Origin of the sequence: Flavobacterium terrisoli, from assembly GCF_030167905.1 — a bacterium.
Taxonomy (GTDB): Bacteria; Bacteroidota; Bacteroidia; order Flavobacteriales; family Flavobacteriaceae; genus Flavobacterium; species Flavobacterium terrisoli.
Map to the genome: position 1 here is coordinate 344,216 of NZ_JARGNA010000002.1, position 17,514 is coordinate 361,729.

General features: G+C 40.2%; 14 protein-coding genes and 1 tRNA gene. 6 read left to right on the forward strand and 9 right to left on the reverse strand.

Features of this window, described 5'->3' with window-relative positions; all coding sequences use genetic code 11:
• Position 1 precedes the first annotated feature (1 nt).
• The 5 genes from P1K33_RS03540 to P1K33_RS03560 are packed head-to-tail and all read left to right on the forward strand — an operon-like array spanning position 2 to position 7,338.
• Entirely contained in the window at positions 2-1,027 is a 1,026-nt protein-coding gene (locus tag P1K33_RS03540; protein WP_284651483.1) for a glycoside hydrolase family 53 protein, read from the forward strand.
• A 55-nt stretch (positions 1,028-1,082) separates the two neighbouring features.
• Positions 1,083-3,443 carry a beta-galactosidase GalA gene (gene galA, locus P1K33_RS03545; RefSeq protein ID WP_284651484.1) on the forward strand — a complete coding sequence of 787 codons (2,361 nt, stop codon included), beginning with the start codon at positions 1,083-1,085 and terminating at the stop codon, positions 3,441-3,443.
• Positions 3,443-4,633: a galactokinase gene (galK, locus tag P1K33_RS03550; RefSeq protein WP_284651486.1), complete on the forward strand. Its 1,191-nt coding sequence runs from the start codon at positions 3,443-3,445 to the stop codon at positions 4,631-4,633. Before galA ends, galK begins: the two co-directional genes overlap by 1 nt.
• Positions 4,614-5,666, forward strand: a complete 1,053-nt coding sequence (locus P1K33_RS03555; protein ID WP_284651488.1) for a UDP-glucose--hexose-1-phosphate uridylyltransferase — start codon at positions 4,614-4,616, stop codon at positions 5,664-5,666. The genes galK and P1K33_RS03555 overlap by 20 nt, the downstream gene beginning before the upstream one ends.
• Before the next feature lies 1 nt (position 5,667).
• Positions 5,668-7,338: a sodium/sugar symporter gene (locus tag P1K33_RS03560; RefSeq protein ID WP_284651489.1), complete on the forward strand. Its 1,671-nt coding sequence runs from the start codon at positions 5,668-5,670 to the stop codon at positions 7,336-7,338.
• Positions 7,339-7,341: 3 nt separating this feature from the next.
• Here P1K33_RS03560 and P1K33_RS03565 read toward each other — a convergent pair whose 3' ends face one another.
• Positions 7,342-8,142 carry a zinc-dependent peptidase gene (locus P1K33_RS03565; protein ID WP_284651490.1) on the reverse strand — a complete coding sequence of 267 codons (801 nt, stop codon included), beginning with the start codon at positions 8,140-8,142 and terminating at the stop codon, positions 7,342-7,344.
• A gap of 111 nt (positions 8,143-8,253) precedes the next feature.
• On the opposite strand from P1K33_RS03565, the gene P1K33_RS03570 reads away from it, so the two are divergent.
• Positions 8,254-8,706, forward strand: coding sequence for a hypothetical protein (locus tag P1K33_RS03570; protein ID WP_284651491.1), 453 nt, complete (start codon positions 8,254-8,256; stop codon positions 8,704-8,706).
• Between the two features lie 54 nt (positions 8,707-8,760).
• Here the strand turns inward: P1K33_RS03570 and P1K33_RS03575 are convergent.
• The 8 genes from P1K33_RS03575 to P1K33_RS03610 all read right to left on the reverse strand — a co-directional run bounded on the left by P1K33_RS03575 (position 8,761) and on the right by P1K33_RS03610 (position 17,497).
• Positions 8,761-8,834 (reverse strand) — tRNA-Arg (locus P1K33_RS03575).
• Between the two features lie 91 nt (positions 8,835-8,925).
• The gene (locus tag P1K33_RS03580) at positions 8,926-9,375 is read right to left on the reverse strand and encodes a GatB/YqeY domain-containing protein (protein ID WP_284651492.1); all 450 of its coding nucleotides are present in this window, start codon (positions 9,373-9,375) and stop codon (positions 8,926-8,928) included.
• 201 nt (positions 9,376-9,576) lie between these two features.
• Positions 9,577-11,565 (reverse strand): cell division protein FtsZ, encoded by a 1,989-nt coding sequence (gene ftsZ, locus P1K33_RS03585; protein WP_284651493.1) that lies wholly within the window; start codon positions 11,563-11,565, stop codon positions 9,577-9,579.
• A gap of 40 nt (positions 11,566-11,605) precedes the next feature.
• On the reverse strand, positions 11,606-12,988 hold the full coding sequence (ftsA, locus tag P1K33_RS03590) for a cell division protein FtsA (protein ID WP_284651494.1): 1,383 nt from the start codon (positions 12,986-12,988) through the stop codon (positions 11,606-11,608).
• A gap of 6 nt (positions 12,989-12,994) precedes the next feature.
• Complete coding sequence (locus P1K33_RS03595) at positions 12,995-13,717, reverse strand: cell division protein FtsQ/DivIB (protein ID WP_284651495.1); 723 nt, start codon at positions 13,715-13,717, stop codon at positions 12,995-12,997.
• Positions 13,714-15,054 (reverse strand): UDP-N-acetylmuramate--L-alanine ligase, encoded by a 1,341-nt coding sequence (gene murC, locus P1K33_RS03600; protein ID WP_284651497.1) that lies wholly within the window; start codon positions 15,052-15,054, stop codon positions 13,714-13,716. Before murC ends, P1K33_RS03595 begins: the two co-directional genes overlap by 4 nt.
• A 1-nt stretch (position 15,055) precedes the next feature.
• Positions 15,056-16,147: an undecaprenyldiphospho-muramoylpentapeptide beta-N-acetylglucosaminyltransferase gene (murG, locus tag P1K33_RS03605; RefSeq protein WP_284651499.1), complete on the reverse strand. Its 1,092-nt coding sequence runs from the start codon at positions 16,145-16,147 to the stop codon at positions 15,056-15,058.
• A 39-nt stretch (positions 16,148-16,186) separates the two neighbouring features.
• Entirely contained in the window at positions 16,187-17,497 is a 1,311-nt protein-coding gene (locus tag P1K33_RS03610; protein ID WP_284651500.1) for an FtsW/RodA/SpoVE family cell cycle protein, read from the reverse strand.
• Between the last annotated feature and the right edge of the window lie 17 nt (positions 17,498-17,514).

The following is a 17,514-nucleotide window of genomic DNA, read 5'->3' on the forward strand; positions in this document are numbered from 1 at the left end:
TATGAAAACTATACTCAAAATTGCGCTTTTATCATTGCTAATCACTTCTTGCAGCAATACAAAAGCCGTTAGTCAAAATAACTCTTTCGCTAAAGGCGCTGATGTAGGTTGGCTGCCTCAAATGGAAGCCACCGGTTATAAATTTTATGATGCCGACGGTAAAGAAAAAGATTGCCTGCAGCTACTAAAAGACCGCGGCATGAATTCAATTCGGCTGCGCGTTTGGGTAAATCCTTCTGATGATAAAGCCAGTGGGCATTGCAGCAAAGAAGAAACAGTGGCAATGGCTTTACGTGCAAAAAAAATGGGAATGCGAGTAATGATTGACTTCCACTACTCCGATTCATGGGCAGATCCGGCAAAACAATTCAAACCCAAAGCCTGGGAAAAACACTCTTTCCCCGAATTATTAAATGATGTCTATAATCACACTTTTGACGTAATCAATGCGTTAAAAGTGGCCGGAGTTACACCGGAATGGGTGCAAATCGGAAACGAAATCCCCGGCGGCATGATGTGGCCGGAAGGTAGCACGGACAATTGGCACCAACTAGGACAACTATTAAACAAAGGTTATGATGCTGTAAAAGCGGTTGACAAAAAAATAAAAGTCATTGTCCATGTCGATGAAGGAAACAACAATGCCAAATTCAGAACCTTTTTCGACAATGCCACGGCACAAAAAGTGAGATATGATGTAATTGGTTTATCTTACTATCCGTATTGGATTAAAAAAGACTATTCTGAAACCATCGCCGATTTACAATTCAATCTAAACGACATGGCCAAACGCTACGGTAAAGAAGTGATGGTCGTGGAAGTGGGCGGCGAAGACGATAAAGTGCAAAACACCTACGAACTTTTAGCCGCAACAATCAAAGCGGTAAAAAATGTTCCAAACAATAACGGAATTGGTGTTTTATACTGGGAACCACAAGGCGCCAGAAGCTGGAGCCATTATGCCCTAAGCGCTTGGCAAGCCGACGGAAAACCATCTCCGGCATTGGATGCTTTTAAAGAAAATTAATACTTATCACATGTATAAAAAATTATTTCTATCAATACCCCTTTTACTCTGTTTTGTGTTTTCAAATGCACAGAAAAAAATCAATTTTGACGAAGGCTGGAAGTTTCATTTTGGTCATGCAGCCAATCCTGATAAGGATTTCAATTACAGTACAGCCACGATTTTCTCTAAATCCGGTGGCGCTGCTAAAACGGCAATTGATCCAAAATTTATCGACAGTACTTGGACTAATGTAAACTTACCACACGACTGGGCTGTGGAATTACCTTTTGAATATTCTCCGAGTTTCGATGTAGAATCACACGGTTACAAACCGGTTGGCGGATTATATCCGGAAACCAGCATTGGTTGGTACCGCAAACATTTCACAGTAGATAAAAAAGAGGCAAATGAGCGATTCCAAATCCAATTTGACGGTATTTTCAGAAACGCATCTATTTGGATTAATGGTTTTTTCGTGGGCACGAATATGAGCGGCTATGTCGGTGCTTCTTATGATATTACTGACTATATGAATTTCGACAAGGAAAATGTAATCGTCGTAAGAGTCGATGCTACGCAATATGAAGGCTGGTTCTACGAAGGCGCCGGAATTTACCGCCACGTTTGGTTAAACCAATACAACAACTTATTCATTCCTGAAGGTGGATTATACGTCTTTCCCAAAGTAAAAGGCAAAAACGCATCAGTCAATATTGAAACTACGGTTGAAAATAAAAACCTGAATCCTTCGCAATGCATTGTTTATTCCTATATCACTGATAGAAATGGAAAAATATTGGCCAAAACCGGCGAACAAAAATTATCGCTTGCAGTGAATGGTAAATCTACAATTAAACAAAAACTGAATGTAAACAATGTCCGCTTATGGGATTTGGACAATCCATATTTGTACAAAGCATTTTCTGTCGTGAAACAAAATGGTGAAATTGTCTATCAAACCAAAACCCGATTTGGCGTCAGAAGTGTGAGATTTGATGCCAAAGACGGTTTCTTTTTAAATGGAAAACACCTCAAAATACAAGGCACAAACAACCATCAGGATCATGCCGGAATTGGTAGTGCGTTACCCGATTATATGCAATATTACCGCATCAAATTATTAAAAAAATTAGGTTCGAATGCTTACCGTGCGAGTCACAATGCACCAACTAAAGAACTTTTGGAAGCTTGCGACAGTTTGGGAATGTTGGTTTTAAACGAACAACGATTACTCAACAGCAGTCCGGAATATATGGACCAATTCGAAAGACTAATTCTAAGAGACAGAAATCATCCTTCTGTATTTCTTTGGTCTATTGGAAACGAGGAAGGCTGGATTCAAAAAACCGAACACGGTAAAAAAATTGCACAAACGCTTTTGGCCAAACAAAAAGAACTCGATCCTTCAAGAACCAGCACTTATGCCGCTGATATGGGTAATGAATTTAATGGTGTAAACGAAGTAATTCCGATTCGCGGTTTTAATTACCGCCAATTTGCAGTTGCCGATTACCACAGAGACCATCCGAATCAGCCTTTGCTGGGAACCGAAATGGGAAGTACCGTTACCACTCGCGGGATTTATGAAAAAGACGAAATCAGGGCTTATGTTCCCGATCAGGACATCACCGCGCCATGGTGGGCAAGCAAAGCCGAAGACTGGTGGAAACTCGCCGCTGAAAACGACTATTGGTTGGGCGGGTTTGTCTGGACAGGTTTTGATTATCGCGGCGAACCAACGCCTTATAAATGGCCGAATGTGAGTTCGCACTTCGGAATTATAGATGTTTGCGGTTTCCCGAAAAACATTTACTATTACTATCAAAGTTGGTGGACCAACGAAGACGTTTTACACATTTCTCCACATTGGAACTGGCCGGAAAAAGTAGGTAAACCAATCGATATCTGGGTAAACTCGAATGCCGATGAAGTAGAACTTTTCCTGAACGGCAAAAGTTTGGGCAAAAAAGTAATGCCAAGAAATAGCCATTTGAACTGGACCGTAAATTACGAACCGGGAACACTGGAAGCCATTGGTTACAAAAAAGGTAAAAAACTGACTTCAAAAATAGAAACTACTGGTGTAGCTTACAATGTAGTTTTAACTCCGGACAAAAACTTTTTAACTGCCGACGGAAAAGATGCTACAGTAGTCAATATTTCAATTACTGATGACAAAGGACGTGAAGTTCCGGTTGCCGATAACATGGTGAAGTTTTATCTCACCGGCGATGCCAAAATCATTGGCGTAGGCAATGGTGATCCAAGTTCGCACGAACCGGACAAATGCAAAGACGGCATGTGGCAAAGAAGTGCTTTCAACGGAAAATGCCAAGTAATCATTTTAGCTGGAAAAACAGCTGGTTCAATAAAATTAGAAGCCAAAGCAAACGGATTAAAATCGGCTTCTGCCACAATAACTTTAGTGAAATAATGAAGAAGAAACTCATCCAACATACGACGGAACATTTTGAAAAAATCCTTCAAAAATTGCCCGAAAACATTTTTCTTTCTCCGGGAAGAATCAATATTATTGGCGAGCACGTGGATTACAACGACGGCTTTGTAATGCCGGCCGCCATCAACAAATACATTTGTTTTGCCGTTTCCAAAAACAACGATTCGCATTGCACCCTTATTGCCAAAGATCTCAACGAAGCCTTCAAATTTGACTTGAATAATGAGCTAAAACCCATCGAAAAAATGTGGGCGAATTATATACTGGGCGTTCTACACGAACTTAAAAAAAGAGGTTATAATCTGAACGGATTTGATATGGTTTTCAGCAGTACCATTCCAATGGGCGCCGGACTTTCGTCATCCGCGGCATTGGAATGTGGCGTTGGATTTGCGATGAATGAAATGTTTCAATTGGGTTTAACCAAAGAAGAAATTGCGTTGATTGGTCAGAAATCAGAGCATACCTTTGCCGGTGTAAACTGTGGCATTATGGATCAGTTTGCTTCCGTTTTTGGGGAGAAAAACAGCGTAATCAAACTCGATTGCAACACTTTGGAATATGAGTATTACAAAGCCGATTTCAAGAAATATTCGCTACTTTTATTGGACAGCAATGTAAAACACACGCATTTGACTTCGGGTTATAATGTGAGAAGACAGGAAGTCGAAAAAGGATTGGCGATCATAAAAAAGAATTTTCCGAATGTAAAAACCTTCAGGGATTGCACCGAAGAAATGGTTTTGGAACTCAATGAACAATTGGGCAAAACCATTTTCAAACGCTGTCATTTTGTGGTGAAAGAAATCCAACGCGTCTTAGATGCCGCGGAAGCTTTGACCATTTCTGATTTCAAAAAACTAGGCCAATTGATGTCGGAAACCCATGAAGGTTTGTCCAAAGAATACGAAGTAAGTTGTGCCGAAATTGACTTTTTAGTTGATGCCGTGCAACACGAAAAATCGGTTTTAGGTGCACGAATGATGGGCGGCGGATTTGGCGGTTGTTCTATCAATCTGATTGAAAAAGGAACAGAAAATGACTTAATCGAACGCATATCACAACGATACCGAAACGCCTTTGGCATCGAATTGAAACCTTATAAAGTAAAAATTTCAAAAGGCACTTCACTTTACAAAACGAACAATGACACCATTCAACAATAACGAACATCCACACCGAAGATACAATCCTTTGCTTGACGAATGGATATTGGTTTCACCACATCGCGCCAAGCGTCCGTGGCAAGGCCAAAAAGAAACGGTTCATGAAGACAATCGTCCAGAACACGACAAGGATTGCTATTTGTGCGCGGGAAATGTTCGTGCCAATGGCGTAAAAAATCCCGATTACACCGATTGCTATGCCTTTGAAAATGACTTTTCGGCTTTGCTTCAGGAAGAAGTCAATTTTGAAGGCAAAACACAATCTTTATTCCAATTAAAACCGGAACGCGGCATCAACAAAGTCGTTTGCTTTTCGCCAAAACACAATCTGACTTTACCTGAGATGGAAGTAGAAGCCATCGAAAAAGTAGTCCAAACCTGGGCCGCACAATACATCGAGCTGGGCAGTCATGATTACATCAATTACGTTCAGATTTTTGAAAATAAAGGAAGCGTTATGGGTTGCAGCAATCCGCATCCGCATGGACAAATTTGGGCGCAATCCTCGTTACCAACCCAAGTGGAAAGAACGCAAAAAAACCTTCGCGCCTATTACGAAAAAAACAAAACAAGTTTACTGAAAGACTATCTGGACGAAGAACTCAAAAAAGAAGAGCGCATCGTTTTGGAAAACGAACATTTTGTGGTTTTGGTTCCTTTTTGGGCCACTTGGCCTTATGAAACCATGATTATCAGCAAACGCCATTTTGGGAATATCATCGCGATGAGCAATGAAGAAACCAAGGCTTTTGCAGAAATTATCAAAGGTATTACCGTGAAATACGACAATCTTTTTGAAACGTCTTTCCCCTATTCTGCCGGAATTCACCAAGCACCAACCGATAGGGTTTCGCATCCGGAATGGCATTTTCACATGCATTTTTACCCACCATTGTTGCGCAGTGCGACTGTAAAGAAATTCATGGTAGGCTACGAAATGCTGGGCGAAGCACAACGCGACATTTCACCCGAACAGAGTGCCAAAATTTTAAGAGACTTACCAAATACGCATTACAAAACTAAAACCAACTAATATGCAAACCCTAGCCACCCAAGATTATATTGTTTTCTTGCTTTATTTCGTCATTATTGTCGGATATGGATTTTGGATTTACAACCGAAAAAAGAAAGCCCAAACCAGCAGTAACGATTATTTCCTGGCTGAAGGTTCGCTGACTTGGTGGGCGATTGGCGCTTCATTGATTGCGAGTAATATCAGTGCGGAACAGTTTATCGGAATGAGCGGCAGTGGTTTCAAAATGGGATTGGCTATTGCCACTTACGAATGGATGTCGGCAGCCACATTGATTATCGTTGCTATTTTCTTTATGCCGGTGTATCTAAAGAACAAAATCTTCACGATGCCGCAATACCTGAACAAACGCTACAACAGTAATGTGGCGATGATTATGGCGGTGTTTTGGTTGTTGCTTTATGTAATAGTCAATCTAACCTCAATCCTTTATTTGGGCGCGTTGGCGATTAGCAGCATTTCTGGTTTGAACATTACATTCTGTATGATCTTCTTGGCATTTTTTGCCATGATGATTACGTTGGGCGGCATGAAAGTAATTGGTTATACCGATGTAATCCAGGTGTTCTTTTTGATTTTAGGTGGATTGGTCACGACTTATTTGGCGTTGAATTTAGTCGCGGATGAATTTGGTTCCAGCGGTGTTTTTAATGGGTTTAGGCTTATGCAGGAAAAAGCGGGTGATCATTTTCACATGATTTTTGACAAGTCGAATGAGAATTATATGGCTTTACCGGGATGGTCTGTTTTGATTGGCGGTATGTTGATTATCAATCTGAATTATTGGGGTTGCAACCAATACATCACGCAGAGAGCTTTGGGCGCCGATTTAAAGACGGCCCGTAGCGGAATCTTGTTCGCGGCTTTCTTAAAACTTTTAATGCCTGTAATCGTCGTTTTACCGGGAATTGCCGCATTTGTATTATATCAAAACGGTCACTTCCAAAACGAAATGCTACAAAACGGGAGTGTGAATCCCGACAGGGCTTATCCTATTTTATTGAACTTATTACCGGTTGGGCTAAAAGGATTGTCATTTGCGGCTTTAACTGCTGCAGTTGTCGCATCCTTAGCCGGAAAAGCCAACAGTATTGCTACTATTTTTACGCTTGATATCTACAAGGAAAAAATCAATGTAGAAGCGAGCGAAAAGAAATTGGTGAAAATCGGAAAGATGACCATACTTACCGCAATGATAATCGCTCTGGTGATTGCTCCGTTTTTAGGCATTGATAAAAAAGGTGGTTTTCAATTTATTCAGGAATGGACCGGTTTAGTAAGTCCTGGCGTTTTTGCGATGTTCATTCTTGGCTTCTTCTGGAAGAAAACCACTTCGAATGCGGCTTTATTTGCCATGATTGGTGGATTATCCCTTTCCATTCTTTTTACTGTAATGCCTGCATTTGTCGATTTATCATTCCTAAACCCGATGGGATTTGCAGTACCAAATGCTGAAGGTGTTTATGAGATTCCGTTTATTGACCGCATGGGATTTGTCTTTGCGCTTTGTATCATTGGAATGTACTTTATCAGTACCTATGAAAACAAAAAAGGGATTCAACCAAATGGTTTGGAGGTAGATAAAACGATGTTCAGAATGTCACCGGGATTTGTCGTTGGGTCGCTGGTAATTGTATTTATTTTGACCGCTTTGTATACGATATTCTGGTAGGCATTAATGTTTGTGATTGAGCATTTTGCTCACATGCTCAAACAGTTCCGGGAATTGCGTTCTAAATTCATTGGGCGTTTCAAAATAATGCTCAATGATAACCGAAATGAATTCATACTGATTGGTGAAAGCATAAATTCTGAAATAGTCCGAATCGATTAATCTTTGTCGGTTGGGCGGATGATTTACTTCTTTATACAATCGTTTGTAATGCTTTCGGAAAACCAAAGAACTGCCGTCATTACCACGCAGGCTGTGAAGATGTACCACATGGGAAAACTCATGAATGCCTAGATTTAAGTTGTCATTGTTTATTTCGAATCCTGTTACAAAATCTTTCCAGGAAAAAACAACCGCTTTCAATCTCGGGTTGAATTCTCCTTTGTGGTATTCATCGCTTTGACTGGAACGATATTCTCCAGGATAAATGATTATTTTGTCAAATGAATTAATCAGGTAATGTCTCATTCCAAAGGTCAGCATCACATAAGTTCCGGCAACCAAGGTCTGAACTTCTCTGTTGATTAGGAAATTTTCCCTTGGGATAAGTTGATAGGTTTCCTTAAAACTACTTAGGCGATGATGGAAATAAATCTTTTCCTTTTCTGAAAGTTTTTGATAGAAAGGAAAATTCTGCCTGAGAAAAAATTCCTCTTCCGGAGCTATCTTTTTGGGATTGAAATACAAATGGACAAAAAGTGGCTTTTGAAAAATCGCAATTGAAATATCATCCAGTAAACTCATGATAAACATGAAGAAGTAAAGAAAAGCTGCTCCCAGCACAAATAACATGATAACTTCCATTGGCTAAAGATATAAAAAAAGTGAACGATTACTTGAGCTTAATGAAGTACTGAAGATTCTTATTTCAACGAATAAGATTTTTTTTTTACTTTTATCAAAACTTACAACACTATGAAGAAATTAATATCATTATCGTTTCTATTCCTTGTCTTTGCAGCCAATGCCCAAATAAAGGTTGCCAAGGCTGAAGCAAAACCAATCGTTATCGGTAAAGTGGGAACACCAACTTTGAGTACCGTGGAACTTACGAAAACCGGTGATTTGGTCACCTTTAAATACCAGAACTACAACAAACCCGGATTTGCTGAATTCAAAACCTTCAGTTTTAAGGATATCGATGGCGCTCTGGAAGGATTCTATACGGTCATCAACGATGGCTTTACGTCTTTACCGAAAGAAGACATTAAGATAGAATTGCCTAATGAAACTGTGAGCCTTCAGTATAAAAAAGAGATGAATATGGCTACCGTGAAAATGAAGATCAGTTATAACAATGGAGAAGAAGGAGGAATAACGGTATGGTTAAGCAAAAAGAATATTGATAAATTATTCAACAAGCTATAAATTTGCGTTAGGTTTAAATTAAAAAAGCACTCCATGGAGTGCTTTTTTAATTTGTGACCCTGAAAGGAGTCGAACCTTCAACCGCTGGAGCCGAAATCCAGTGCTCTATCCAATTGAGCTACAGAGCCATTTTTAGATGGTTAGACTACTTAGATTTTTAGATTAATTAGTTAGATAAATCTAAGACATCTAACTTTCTAAGTAGTCTAACAATCTGAATTATGCCAATAATTTTTTAACAATAGTCGAAATGGTTTTTCCATCGGTTTTACCGGCTAAGGCTGCTGACGCTTTCCCCATAACCTGACCCATCGATGCCATTCCTGAAAAACCACCTTCAGCGATGATTGCAGCCACAGCAGTTTCAACTTCTGCCTCTGACAATTGTGCCGGAAGGAATTTTTCGATAACCGCTACTTGTGCCAATTCAGGCTCAGCTAAGTCGGCACGGTTTTGTTCGGTATAAATATTAGCGCTGTCTTTTCTTTGTTTTACCAAACGTTGCAATAATTTGATTTCATCATCCGCAGACAAGGTATCGCTGGCACCGGCTTCGGTTTTGGCTAAAATAATTCCCGATTTGATGGCTCTCAACGCTTCTAAAGCGACCGTGTCTTTGGCTCTCATGGCGTTTTTCATTTCGTCCATGATTTGTGTTTCTAAACTCATTGTATTATGGTTTTAAATTTTGAACTATGGTTTGCTTTTAGCCCTGATAGCAGCAAGCTACCCTGTAGCGCGGATAGCAGGAAAATGGATTACTGAAACAACCCAAACTTTCCGCTCCCAAAAAAGCACTGCGAAGTTAAAAAAAATAACCCGAAAATCTCAGTGAAATTTTCGGGTCATCAGATTAGAAAAAATGGCAGACTAATCTACATTATCGTGCAGGAATGAGTTGTTGGTTCTGATTTGTAAATCATCATTACTATCAGTTCCCAAAGACATTCTTGAGTTTGAACTATTGTCGGCGTTGTTTGACAGGTCAACACCAAGGCGTTTGTATGCCGGTTCTTTTTCCAATTCCTCAATTCTTGATGGATTGTTGTGGAACTTATAATTGAACTCTTTTAATTTTCTTCTTCTTTCGTCGGCTCTGTGTTTCAACGTTTCTTCGATGGTCATTTCTACCGGAGATACTTCGTCGAAATAGTTTACCGCTTGTGGTTTTTCGGTTTCCACTTTCATAGTAATGTTCAATTCCTCTGCGATTGGCTCTTCCACCACGGTTTTAGCCGCCGGTTTTGAGTTGAGCAGGTCGTTTTCCAACTCCATGTATTCTTCCAAAGAATATTTGATTACGCCACCTTCGTTCAATTCAGTCACAGGAACGAATTGTACCGGTTCGTTGACCACGATATCGTTAGCATCTGCAGACAAATCAAAAACAATTCTGCTTTCTTCAACTGCTTCAACCGGTTCCACTGCTTCCACAGCTTCTACTCTTTCAAATGTTGGCATGGCAGCCGGCATATCAAAAGTGAAAGTGATTTGCTCTTCTTCTACGATATTTTGTGGCTCAACCACTTGTATTTCTCTAACTTCCGGAGTGGTTACTTTGTAATCGATGTCCATAATTGGCGATACGATTTCGAAAGTCACATCCAGGTTGCGGATGAATTGGTTCATCGCGATTAGCTCGTTGTCATCAATGGCAGCCGGAGCTACTACTGGTGTTTCTATTACCGGAACATCTAGTTCTTCTTCGATTAATTCGAATACGATTTTCTCTTCAACTGCTTCAGCTTTAGGAGCTTCAACTATTGATTGAAAAACTTCCACCGGTTTTTGCGTTAGGTCGCGAACCAATTTCTGGTCGTCTTCCAAAGCGTGAACAATTTTCTTAGCTTCCGTGTTTACGATTCCGTTTTGTTGTTCTACGTTAAAACCTGTAGCAATAATCGTTACTGCGATGGCTTCACCCAGGGTTTCATCTTCACCAACTCCCATAATGATGTTGGCATTAAAGCCCGCTTCAGATTGGATGTGGTCATTGATTTCACCAATTTCGTCGATAGTAATTTCGCTGGAGCCCGAAACGATAAGCAACAATACGTTTTTAGCACCGAAGATTTTATTGTCATTTAACAAAGGAGAATCCAAAGCCGAGATGATGGCTTCCTTAGCACGGTTATCACCGGTTGCTATAGAAGAACCCATAATGGCAGTACCACTATTGGACAATACGGTTTTAGCATCTTTTAAGTCGATGTTTTGGGTGTAGTGGTGCGTAATTACTTCCGCGATACCACGGGAAGCCGTAGCCAACACTTCATCAGCTTTAGAGAAACCAGCTTTAAAACCAAGGTTTCCATAAACTTCTCTCAATTTATTGTTATTGATAACAATCAAAGAATCAACTTGTTTTCTTAATTTTTCAACACCTAACAACGCTTGTTCGGAACGAACTTTACCTTCAAACTGGAAAGGAATCGTAACGATACCTACCGTAAGAATGTCTCTTTCTTTTGCCAATTGTGCGATCACCGGAGCAGCACCTGTACCGGTTCCACCGCCCATACCGGCAGTGATGAATACCATTTTGGTATTGCTGTCCAACATTTTTTCAATGTCGCCAACACTTTCCAAAGCGGATTGTTGTCCAACGTCAGGATTTGCCCCTGCGCCAAGACCTTCGGTTAAGTTTACACCCAACTGGATTTTGTTTGGTACCGGGCTGTTTTGAAGCGCTTGTGAGTCTGTATTACAAACTATAAAATCAACTCCTTTTATGCCCTGTTTGAACATGTGATTGATAGCGTTACTTCCGCCGCCACCAACACCGATTACTTTTATCACATTTGATTGATTCTTTGGTAAATCAAATGAGATGCTTCCAAATTCTGAGTTGCTTATCATACTATTTTGGTGTTAGGTATTTATTCTTTTTAATCTAAAATTACTCTGCGTTATCTAAAAAATCTTTAATCTTGTCCACATAGCGATCAAAAAATGATCTTCTTATTTTGCCTTCTGTGGTTTCGGCTTCTACTTTTTCCTCAACGTGTTGTTCCACTATTGTTGAAACTTCTTCTTTGGGTTCAAAAACCGGTTGTTGTGCCACTGGTCTTGGTGCTTCAGCTACCACTTCTTTCAGCTCGATTTTGTACGCACTGTTTGAATTGTTTTCGATGCTGTTCATCACCAATCCTACTGCGGTGGCAAATAACGGACTTGAAATTTCTTCACCCGAATTGCCTGCCAAATGCTCGTTTGGATACCCAATTCTGGTGTCCATTCCTGTGATGTATTCCACCAATTGTTTGATGTGTTTCAATTGCGAACCACCACCGGTTAATACTATTCCGGCAATTAATTTTTTTCGCGGATCTTCGTGACCGTAAGCTTTGATTTCGGTGAAAACCTGTTCGATAATCTCAACCACACGGGCGTGGATGATTTTCGACAAATTCTTTAGCGAAATCTCTTTTGGATCTCTTCCTCTTAAACCGGGAATCGAAACAATTTCGTTGTCTTTATTTTCCCCCGGCCACGCTGAACCAAATTTTACTTTCAATAATTCTGCCTGTTTTTCAATGATTGAACAACCTTCTTTGATGTCATCCGTAATTACGTTTCCGCCGAAAGGCACTACTGCAGTGTGACGAATGATACCATCTTTAAAAATGGCCAAATCTGTGGTTCCACCACCAATATCAATCAAAGCGACACCGGCTTCTTTTTCTTCCTGACTCAAAACTGCATCAGCGGAAGCCAATGGTTCCAAGGTTAATCCGGATAATTCAATGCCTGAACTCTGGATACATCTTCCGACGTTACGAATAGAAGAGGCTTGTCCAACCACTACGTGGAAACTGGCTTCCAATCTTCCGCCGTACATTCCGATGGGCTCTTTGATTTCGGATTGCCCGTCGATTTTGAATTCCTGTGGCAATACGTGGATGATTTCTTCACCCGGAAGCATCGCCAATTTGTTTACCTGATCGATTAACAACTGGATATCTTTTCCGCTGATTACTTCTTCAGGATTTGTTCTGATGACGTAATCGGTATGCTGTATGCTGCGAATGTGTTGTCCGGCGATACCAACTACCACATCGTTTATTTTGTAACCTGAATTATTTTCCGCTTCAAGAACTGCCTGTTGGATTGATTGGATGGTTTGGGTAATGTTATTTACCACACCACGAGCTACACCGAGACTTTTGGATTTTCCGACGCCCAAAATTTCCAACTTCCCATACTCATTTTTCTTGCCAATCATGGCTACAATCTTGGTTGTCCCAATGTCTAATCCGACTGCAATATTCTCTTTTTCCATAATCTTCTATTTAATGCACACCACTTGCTTGGTAAACTTCAAATTAATTCTTCGGTACTTGTTCAAAGTACTATCTAAAACCGCCTTCTGAAAAAAGGCTTTGTAATTCTTGAATTTTCTTTCAATGTTAATAGTTTGCCCGAAATCGATTTGATAATCATAATTCCTGTTCGCCATAATCAGGCTTCCGGTAGGCAAAACCTGTACACCTATGATATTTTTTTTCAAAAAATCATCTTCCGCAATCATCCCTAAAACTTCAGATAATTTCTCCTTTTTTACTGCTGTAATTTCCCCCGATAGTAGCGGCACTCTGGCTGTGTAATTATCTGATAACGGCATTTTATTTCCCTCATAATCAATATAAAAAGAACCCGTCTCGTCAAACACTCTTCCCACTGGTGTTTTTTGTTTCACCACCGCTTTTAAAACACCATCAACACTCACAAAAACATCAGCTTTCTGAATCATCTGATGATTGTTGATGGACTTTTCCAATTTATTCAAATCTAACCCATCTTTTTTTAATGTTTTTAGGTCCTGATTTTTTTCTATTAACAATTTATTAACCATTTCAGTCTTCAAAAAAAGACTGTTTTCACCTACAAAAACAACCTCTGTTTTTCTTATTTTTCGCATGGCGTTTCGATGCGAAGTGAACGAAAACAGGAAGATTACGACCGTAATCATCAACACTAATCTGATATTTGTCCAAGTAAATACTTTCATGATAATGCCAGTTTAATTTTTGGAACCAATTCACCAATATCTCCTGCGCCAATTGTCACAATTATTTTAGCGCTGTTATTCAAAATTGTCGGTATTAATTCACCTTTGGAAACTAATTTTTTATTTGGATTTTCCATTTTGGAAAGTAGCCAACTTGACGTAATTCCTTCCATCGGTAATTCGCGGGCCGGATAAATATCCAACAGTAAAACTTCATCAAATTGCGACAAGCTTTTGGCAAAATCATCGGCAAAATCTTTGGTTCTGCTGAACAGATGCGGCTGGAAAATGGCCAGCACTTTCTGGTTCGGATACAACTCGCGAACCGCCTGATGCACGGCGTTAATTTCCGTCGGATGGTGCGCATAATCATCGATATAAACCAACTCTTTGGTCTTGATCTGATAGGAAAACCTGCGTTGGATTCCTTTAAATGAAGCTAGGGCTTTAGCAATGGACTCGGTCGGGGTGCCATAAGTCTTAGACATTGCTAAAGCCATCAAAGCATTCATCAAATTGTGTCTTCCGGGCAAACCGAATTTTAAATCACGAATCGTTTCCGTTGGTGTTTGCACATCAAAAACATAGAATCCGTCTTCAATTCGGATGTTGAAAGCTTTATAGGTTGAGTTGTCATCAATTCCAATCGTTAAGCCTTCGAGCGGCAAACCATTGGGAACAAACAAGTTATTTTTATCTTCTACTTTATCGGCAAATTCACGGAACGAATCTTCAATGGCAGTTGCATCACCATAAATATCCAAATGATCGGCATCCATCGAGGTTACACAGGCAATGTCAGGATGCAAATGCAGGAACGAACGGTCAAATTCATCGGCTTCGACCACTGTAACCGTTTTGCCGTTTCCGATTAAATTGGAATGGTAATTTTCTACGATTCCGCCCAGGAAAGCTGTCACATCTGCGCCGCTTTCGTAAAGAATATGGCCCAAAATACTCGAAGTCGTTGTTTTTCCGTGCGTACCGGCAACGGCGAAACAAAAAGTGTCTTTGGTGATAATACCCAATACTTCCGCACGTTTTTTAACGGTATAATTTCTTTCCAAAAAGTAATTCCATTCAGAATGAGAAATCGGCACGGCTGGTGTTACAATAACCAAAGTATTTTCAACGTAATAATCCTTCGGAATCATGTTGATATTGTCTTCAAAGTGAATGTCCAAACCACCGGCAATCAACTCGTCGGTCAACATCGTTGGCGTCTTGTCATAACCCGAAACATTCTTACCGATGTTCTGGAAATAACGCGCCAAAGCGCTCATTCCGATGCCTCCGATTCCGATGAAATAGACGTTATGTATTTGGCTTAAATTCACTTTACTTGATCAATTTTATTATTTCTTCTACAATGTCTTTTGTGGCGTTTGGCTTGGCCAATTTTTTTATGTTTTGGCTTAACGTGATTTGCAAATCTTCATTGGAAATCAAATCTGAAAATGTGGTTTCAAACGTTGCATCCAGTTCGATTTCTTTTAGCAATAACGCGCCGTTTTTATCTACAATGGCTTTGGCGTTTTTGGTCTGATGGTCTTCGGCCACATTCGGCGACGGAATAAAAATCGTTGGTTTCCCAACCAAACACAATTCAGAAACAGATGAAGCTCCGGCTCTTGAAATCACAAAATCGGCTGCCGCATAAATCAAATCCATTCTGTCAATAAATGCTACAACTTGCACATTGGCTCTTTCATTGAAATGTTGGTACTCGTCAAAATACAATTTGCCACATTGCCAAAAAACCTGAACACCGCTGGCTAACAGGAAATCCAATTCTTTTGCGATTAACTGATTTACCCTTCTGGCACCAAGGCTTCCGCCAAGGATTAAAAGCGTTTTTTTATTGGCATCCAAATTGAAATAGGCAACACCATCATTTCTTTTGGTTTCCACATCCAACAAATCCTGACGTACCGGATTTCCGGTAAAAACTATCTTTTCCTTTGGAAAAAATCGCTCCAAATTTTCATAAGCCACACATATTGCATTGGCTTTTTTGCTCAACAGTTTGTTGGTAATTCCCGGATAGGAATTTTGCTCCTGAATGACTGTTGGTATGTTCAGACTATTTGCCATTTGCAATAACGGTCCGCTGGCAAAACCGCCGGTTCCGATGACTACATCGGGTTTGAAACTTTTTAATATTTGGCGTGAAGTCAATAGACTGCTAACCAATTTTAATGGAAACATGGCGTTTTGCAAGGTCAGTTTTCGTTGTAAACCGGCAATCCAAAGTCCGTTGATTTTATAACCTGCCTGAGGCACTTTCTGCATTTCCATTTTGTCTTTGGCACCCACAAAAAGAAACTCTGCATCGGGAAAACGAGACTTCAATTCATTGGCAATTGCTACCGCAGGATAAATATGTCCTCCAGTTCCGCCGCCACTTAATATGAATTTTAATTTGCTCATTTTTTTATTTTAGTTCACCACGAATGCACGAATATTTTTTTAATTTTTCTTTAGTATCGGTTCCAATGGATTGGCTGTACCTTCAATGGAATAGCTTTGCAATTCGGCTTGCTCTGCTGCTTTTTCTGCTTCTTCCTCGTCTTGTAATTGTTTGTCAATCATTCGCTGTAAAGCGTCTTCTCGTTTTTGTTTTTCGGCGATTTCTTCGGCAATTTCTTCTTCTTTTTTGGTCACACTCAAAATAATTCCCAAAGCAATACACGTCATCCAAATCGAACTTCCTCCACTACTGATCAATGGCAATGTTTGTCCCGTAACCGGTAATAATTCGACCGCTACTGCCATATTCGTCATTGCCTGAAAAATAATCGGGAAACCGAGACCAATGACGACGAGTTTTCCAAAAAGCGAATTGGCTTTGTGTGCGGCGACCACAAATCGGAAGAGTAAAAGCAAATACAAACACAGTACCAAAATGCCTCCAACTAAACCATATTCTTCAACAATAATCGCGTAGATAAAATCGGAAGACGATTGTGGCAAGAAGTTTTTCTGCACGCTTTTCCCCGGACCCAAACCATACACACCGCCGGAAGCAATGGCAATTTTGGCTTTTTCGATTTGGTAATCATCTTCATCCGGTTTGTCGCTGGTAAAATTATCAATACGATTGATCCAGGTATCCACACGATTGGGGAAAGCATCCGGGAACGCTTTGGCCACCAAGATGAAAAATGTCAATCCGATGATACCGGCACCAATAATGATTCCGATATATTTTAATGGATATTTCCCAATGAATGCCAACATCATGACCATCGAAAATATCAACGCTGCGGTCGATAAATTCGCCGGAAGAATCAGCATAATGGTAATGAAAACCGGTGTCCATAAATCCCATAAAGAATTTTGGAACGTGATGGGTGTTTCTCTGGTTTTGGATAAATACCGCGCCACAAAAACATACAGAACGATTGAGGCTAATGTTGATGTTTGGAACGTAATTCCGATAAACGGAATCTGAATCCAGCGGCTGGCATTGGCGCCATCGATAATGGTTCCTTTGAGCAAAGTATAAATCAACAACACCCAAACGACCGGGAGTAACAATCGTGAAATCGTCCGGAAATAGTGATACGGCACTTTGTGGATTTTGTATAAAATGAAGAAACCAACAAATACCTGTGCTCCGTGTTTCAGCAAATACGTCAACGCATTTCCGGAACCATGGCGCATATACGCTAAGTTACTGCTCGCACTAAACACCGGCATAAACGAAAACAACGCCAACAAGGCAACGAATGCCCAGATGACTTTATCTCCTTTTAAACTGTGAATTAGTTCTTTCATATTTTCGAGCTTTTAGC

Bases quoted from the DNA above. Each gene is read 5' to 3' on its own strand.
- P1K33_RS03540 (WP_284651483.1), top strand. From the start codon at position 2: ATGAAAACTATACTCAAAATTGCGCTTTTATCATTGCTAATCACTTCT.
- galK (WP_284651486.1), top strand. From the start codon at position 3,443: ATGAAGAAGAAACTCATCCAACATACGACGGAACATTTTGAAAAAATC.
- P1K33_RS03555 (WP_284651488.1), top strand. From the start codon at position 4,614: ATGACACCATTCAACAATAACGAACATCCACACCGAAGATACAATCCT.
- P1K33_RS03560 (WP_284651489.1), top strand. From the start codon at position 5,668: ATGCAAACCCTAGCCACCCAAGATTATATTGTTTTCTTGCTTTATTTC.
- P1K33_RS03565 (WP_284651490.1), bottom strand. From the start codon at position 8,142: ATGGAAGTTATCATGTTATTTGTGCTGGGAGCAGCTTTTCTTTACTTC.
- P1K33_RS03570 (WP_284651491.1), top strand. From the start codon at position 8,254: ATGAAGAAATTAATATCATTATCGTTTCTATTCCTTGTCTTTGCAGCC.
- P1K33_RS03580 (WP_284651492.1), bottom strand. From the start codon at position 9,375: ATGAGTTTAGAAACACAAATCATGGACGAAATGAAAAACGCCATGAGA.
- ftsZ (WP_284651493.1), bottom strand. From the start codon at position 11,565: ATGATAAGCAACTCAGAATTTGGAAGCATCTCATTTGATTTACCAAAG.
- ftsA (WP_284651494.1), bottom strand. From the start codon at position 12,988: ATGGAAAAAGAGAATATTGCAGTCGGATTAGACATTGGGACAACCAAG.
- P1K33_RS03595 (WP_284651495.1), bottom strand. From the start codon at position 13,717: ATGAAAGTATTTACTTGGACAAATATCAGATTAGTGTTGATGATTACG.
- murG (WP_284651499.1), bottom strand. From the start codon at position 16,147: ATGAGCAAATTAAAATTCATATTAAGTGGCGGCGGAACTGGAGGACAT.
- P1K33_RS03610 (WP_284651500.1), bottom strand. From the start codon at position 17,497: ATGAAAGAACTAATTCACAGTTTAAAAGGAGATAAAGTCATCTGGGCA.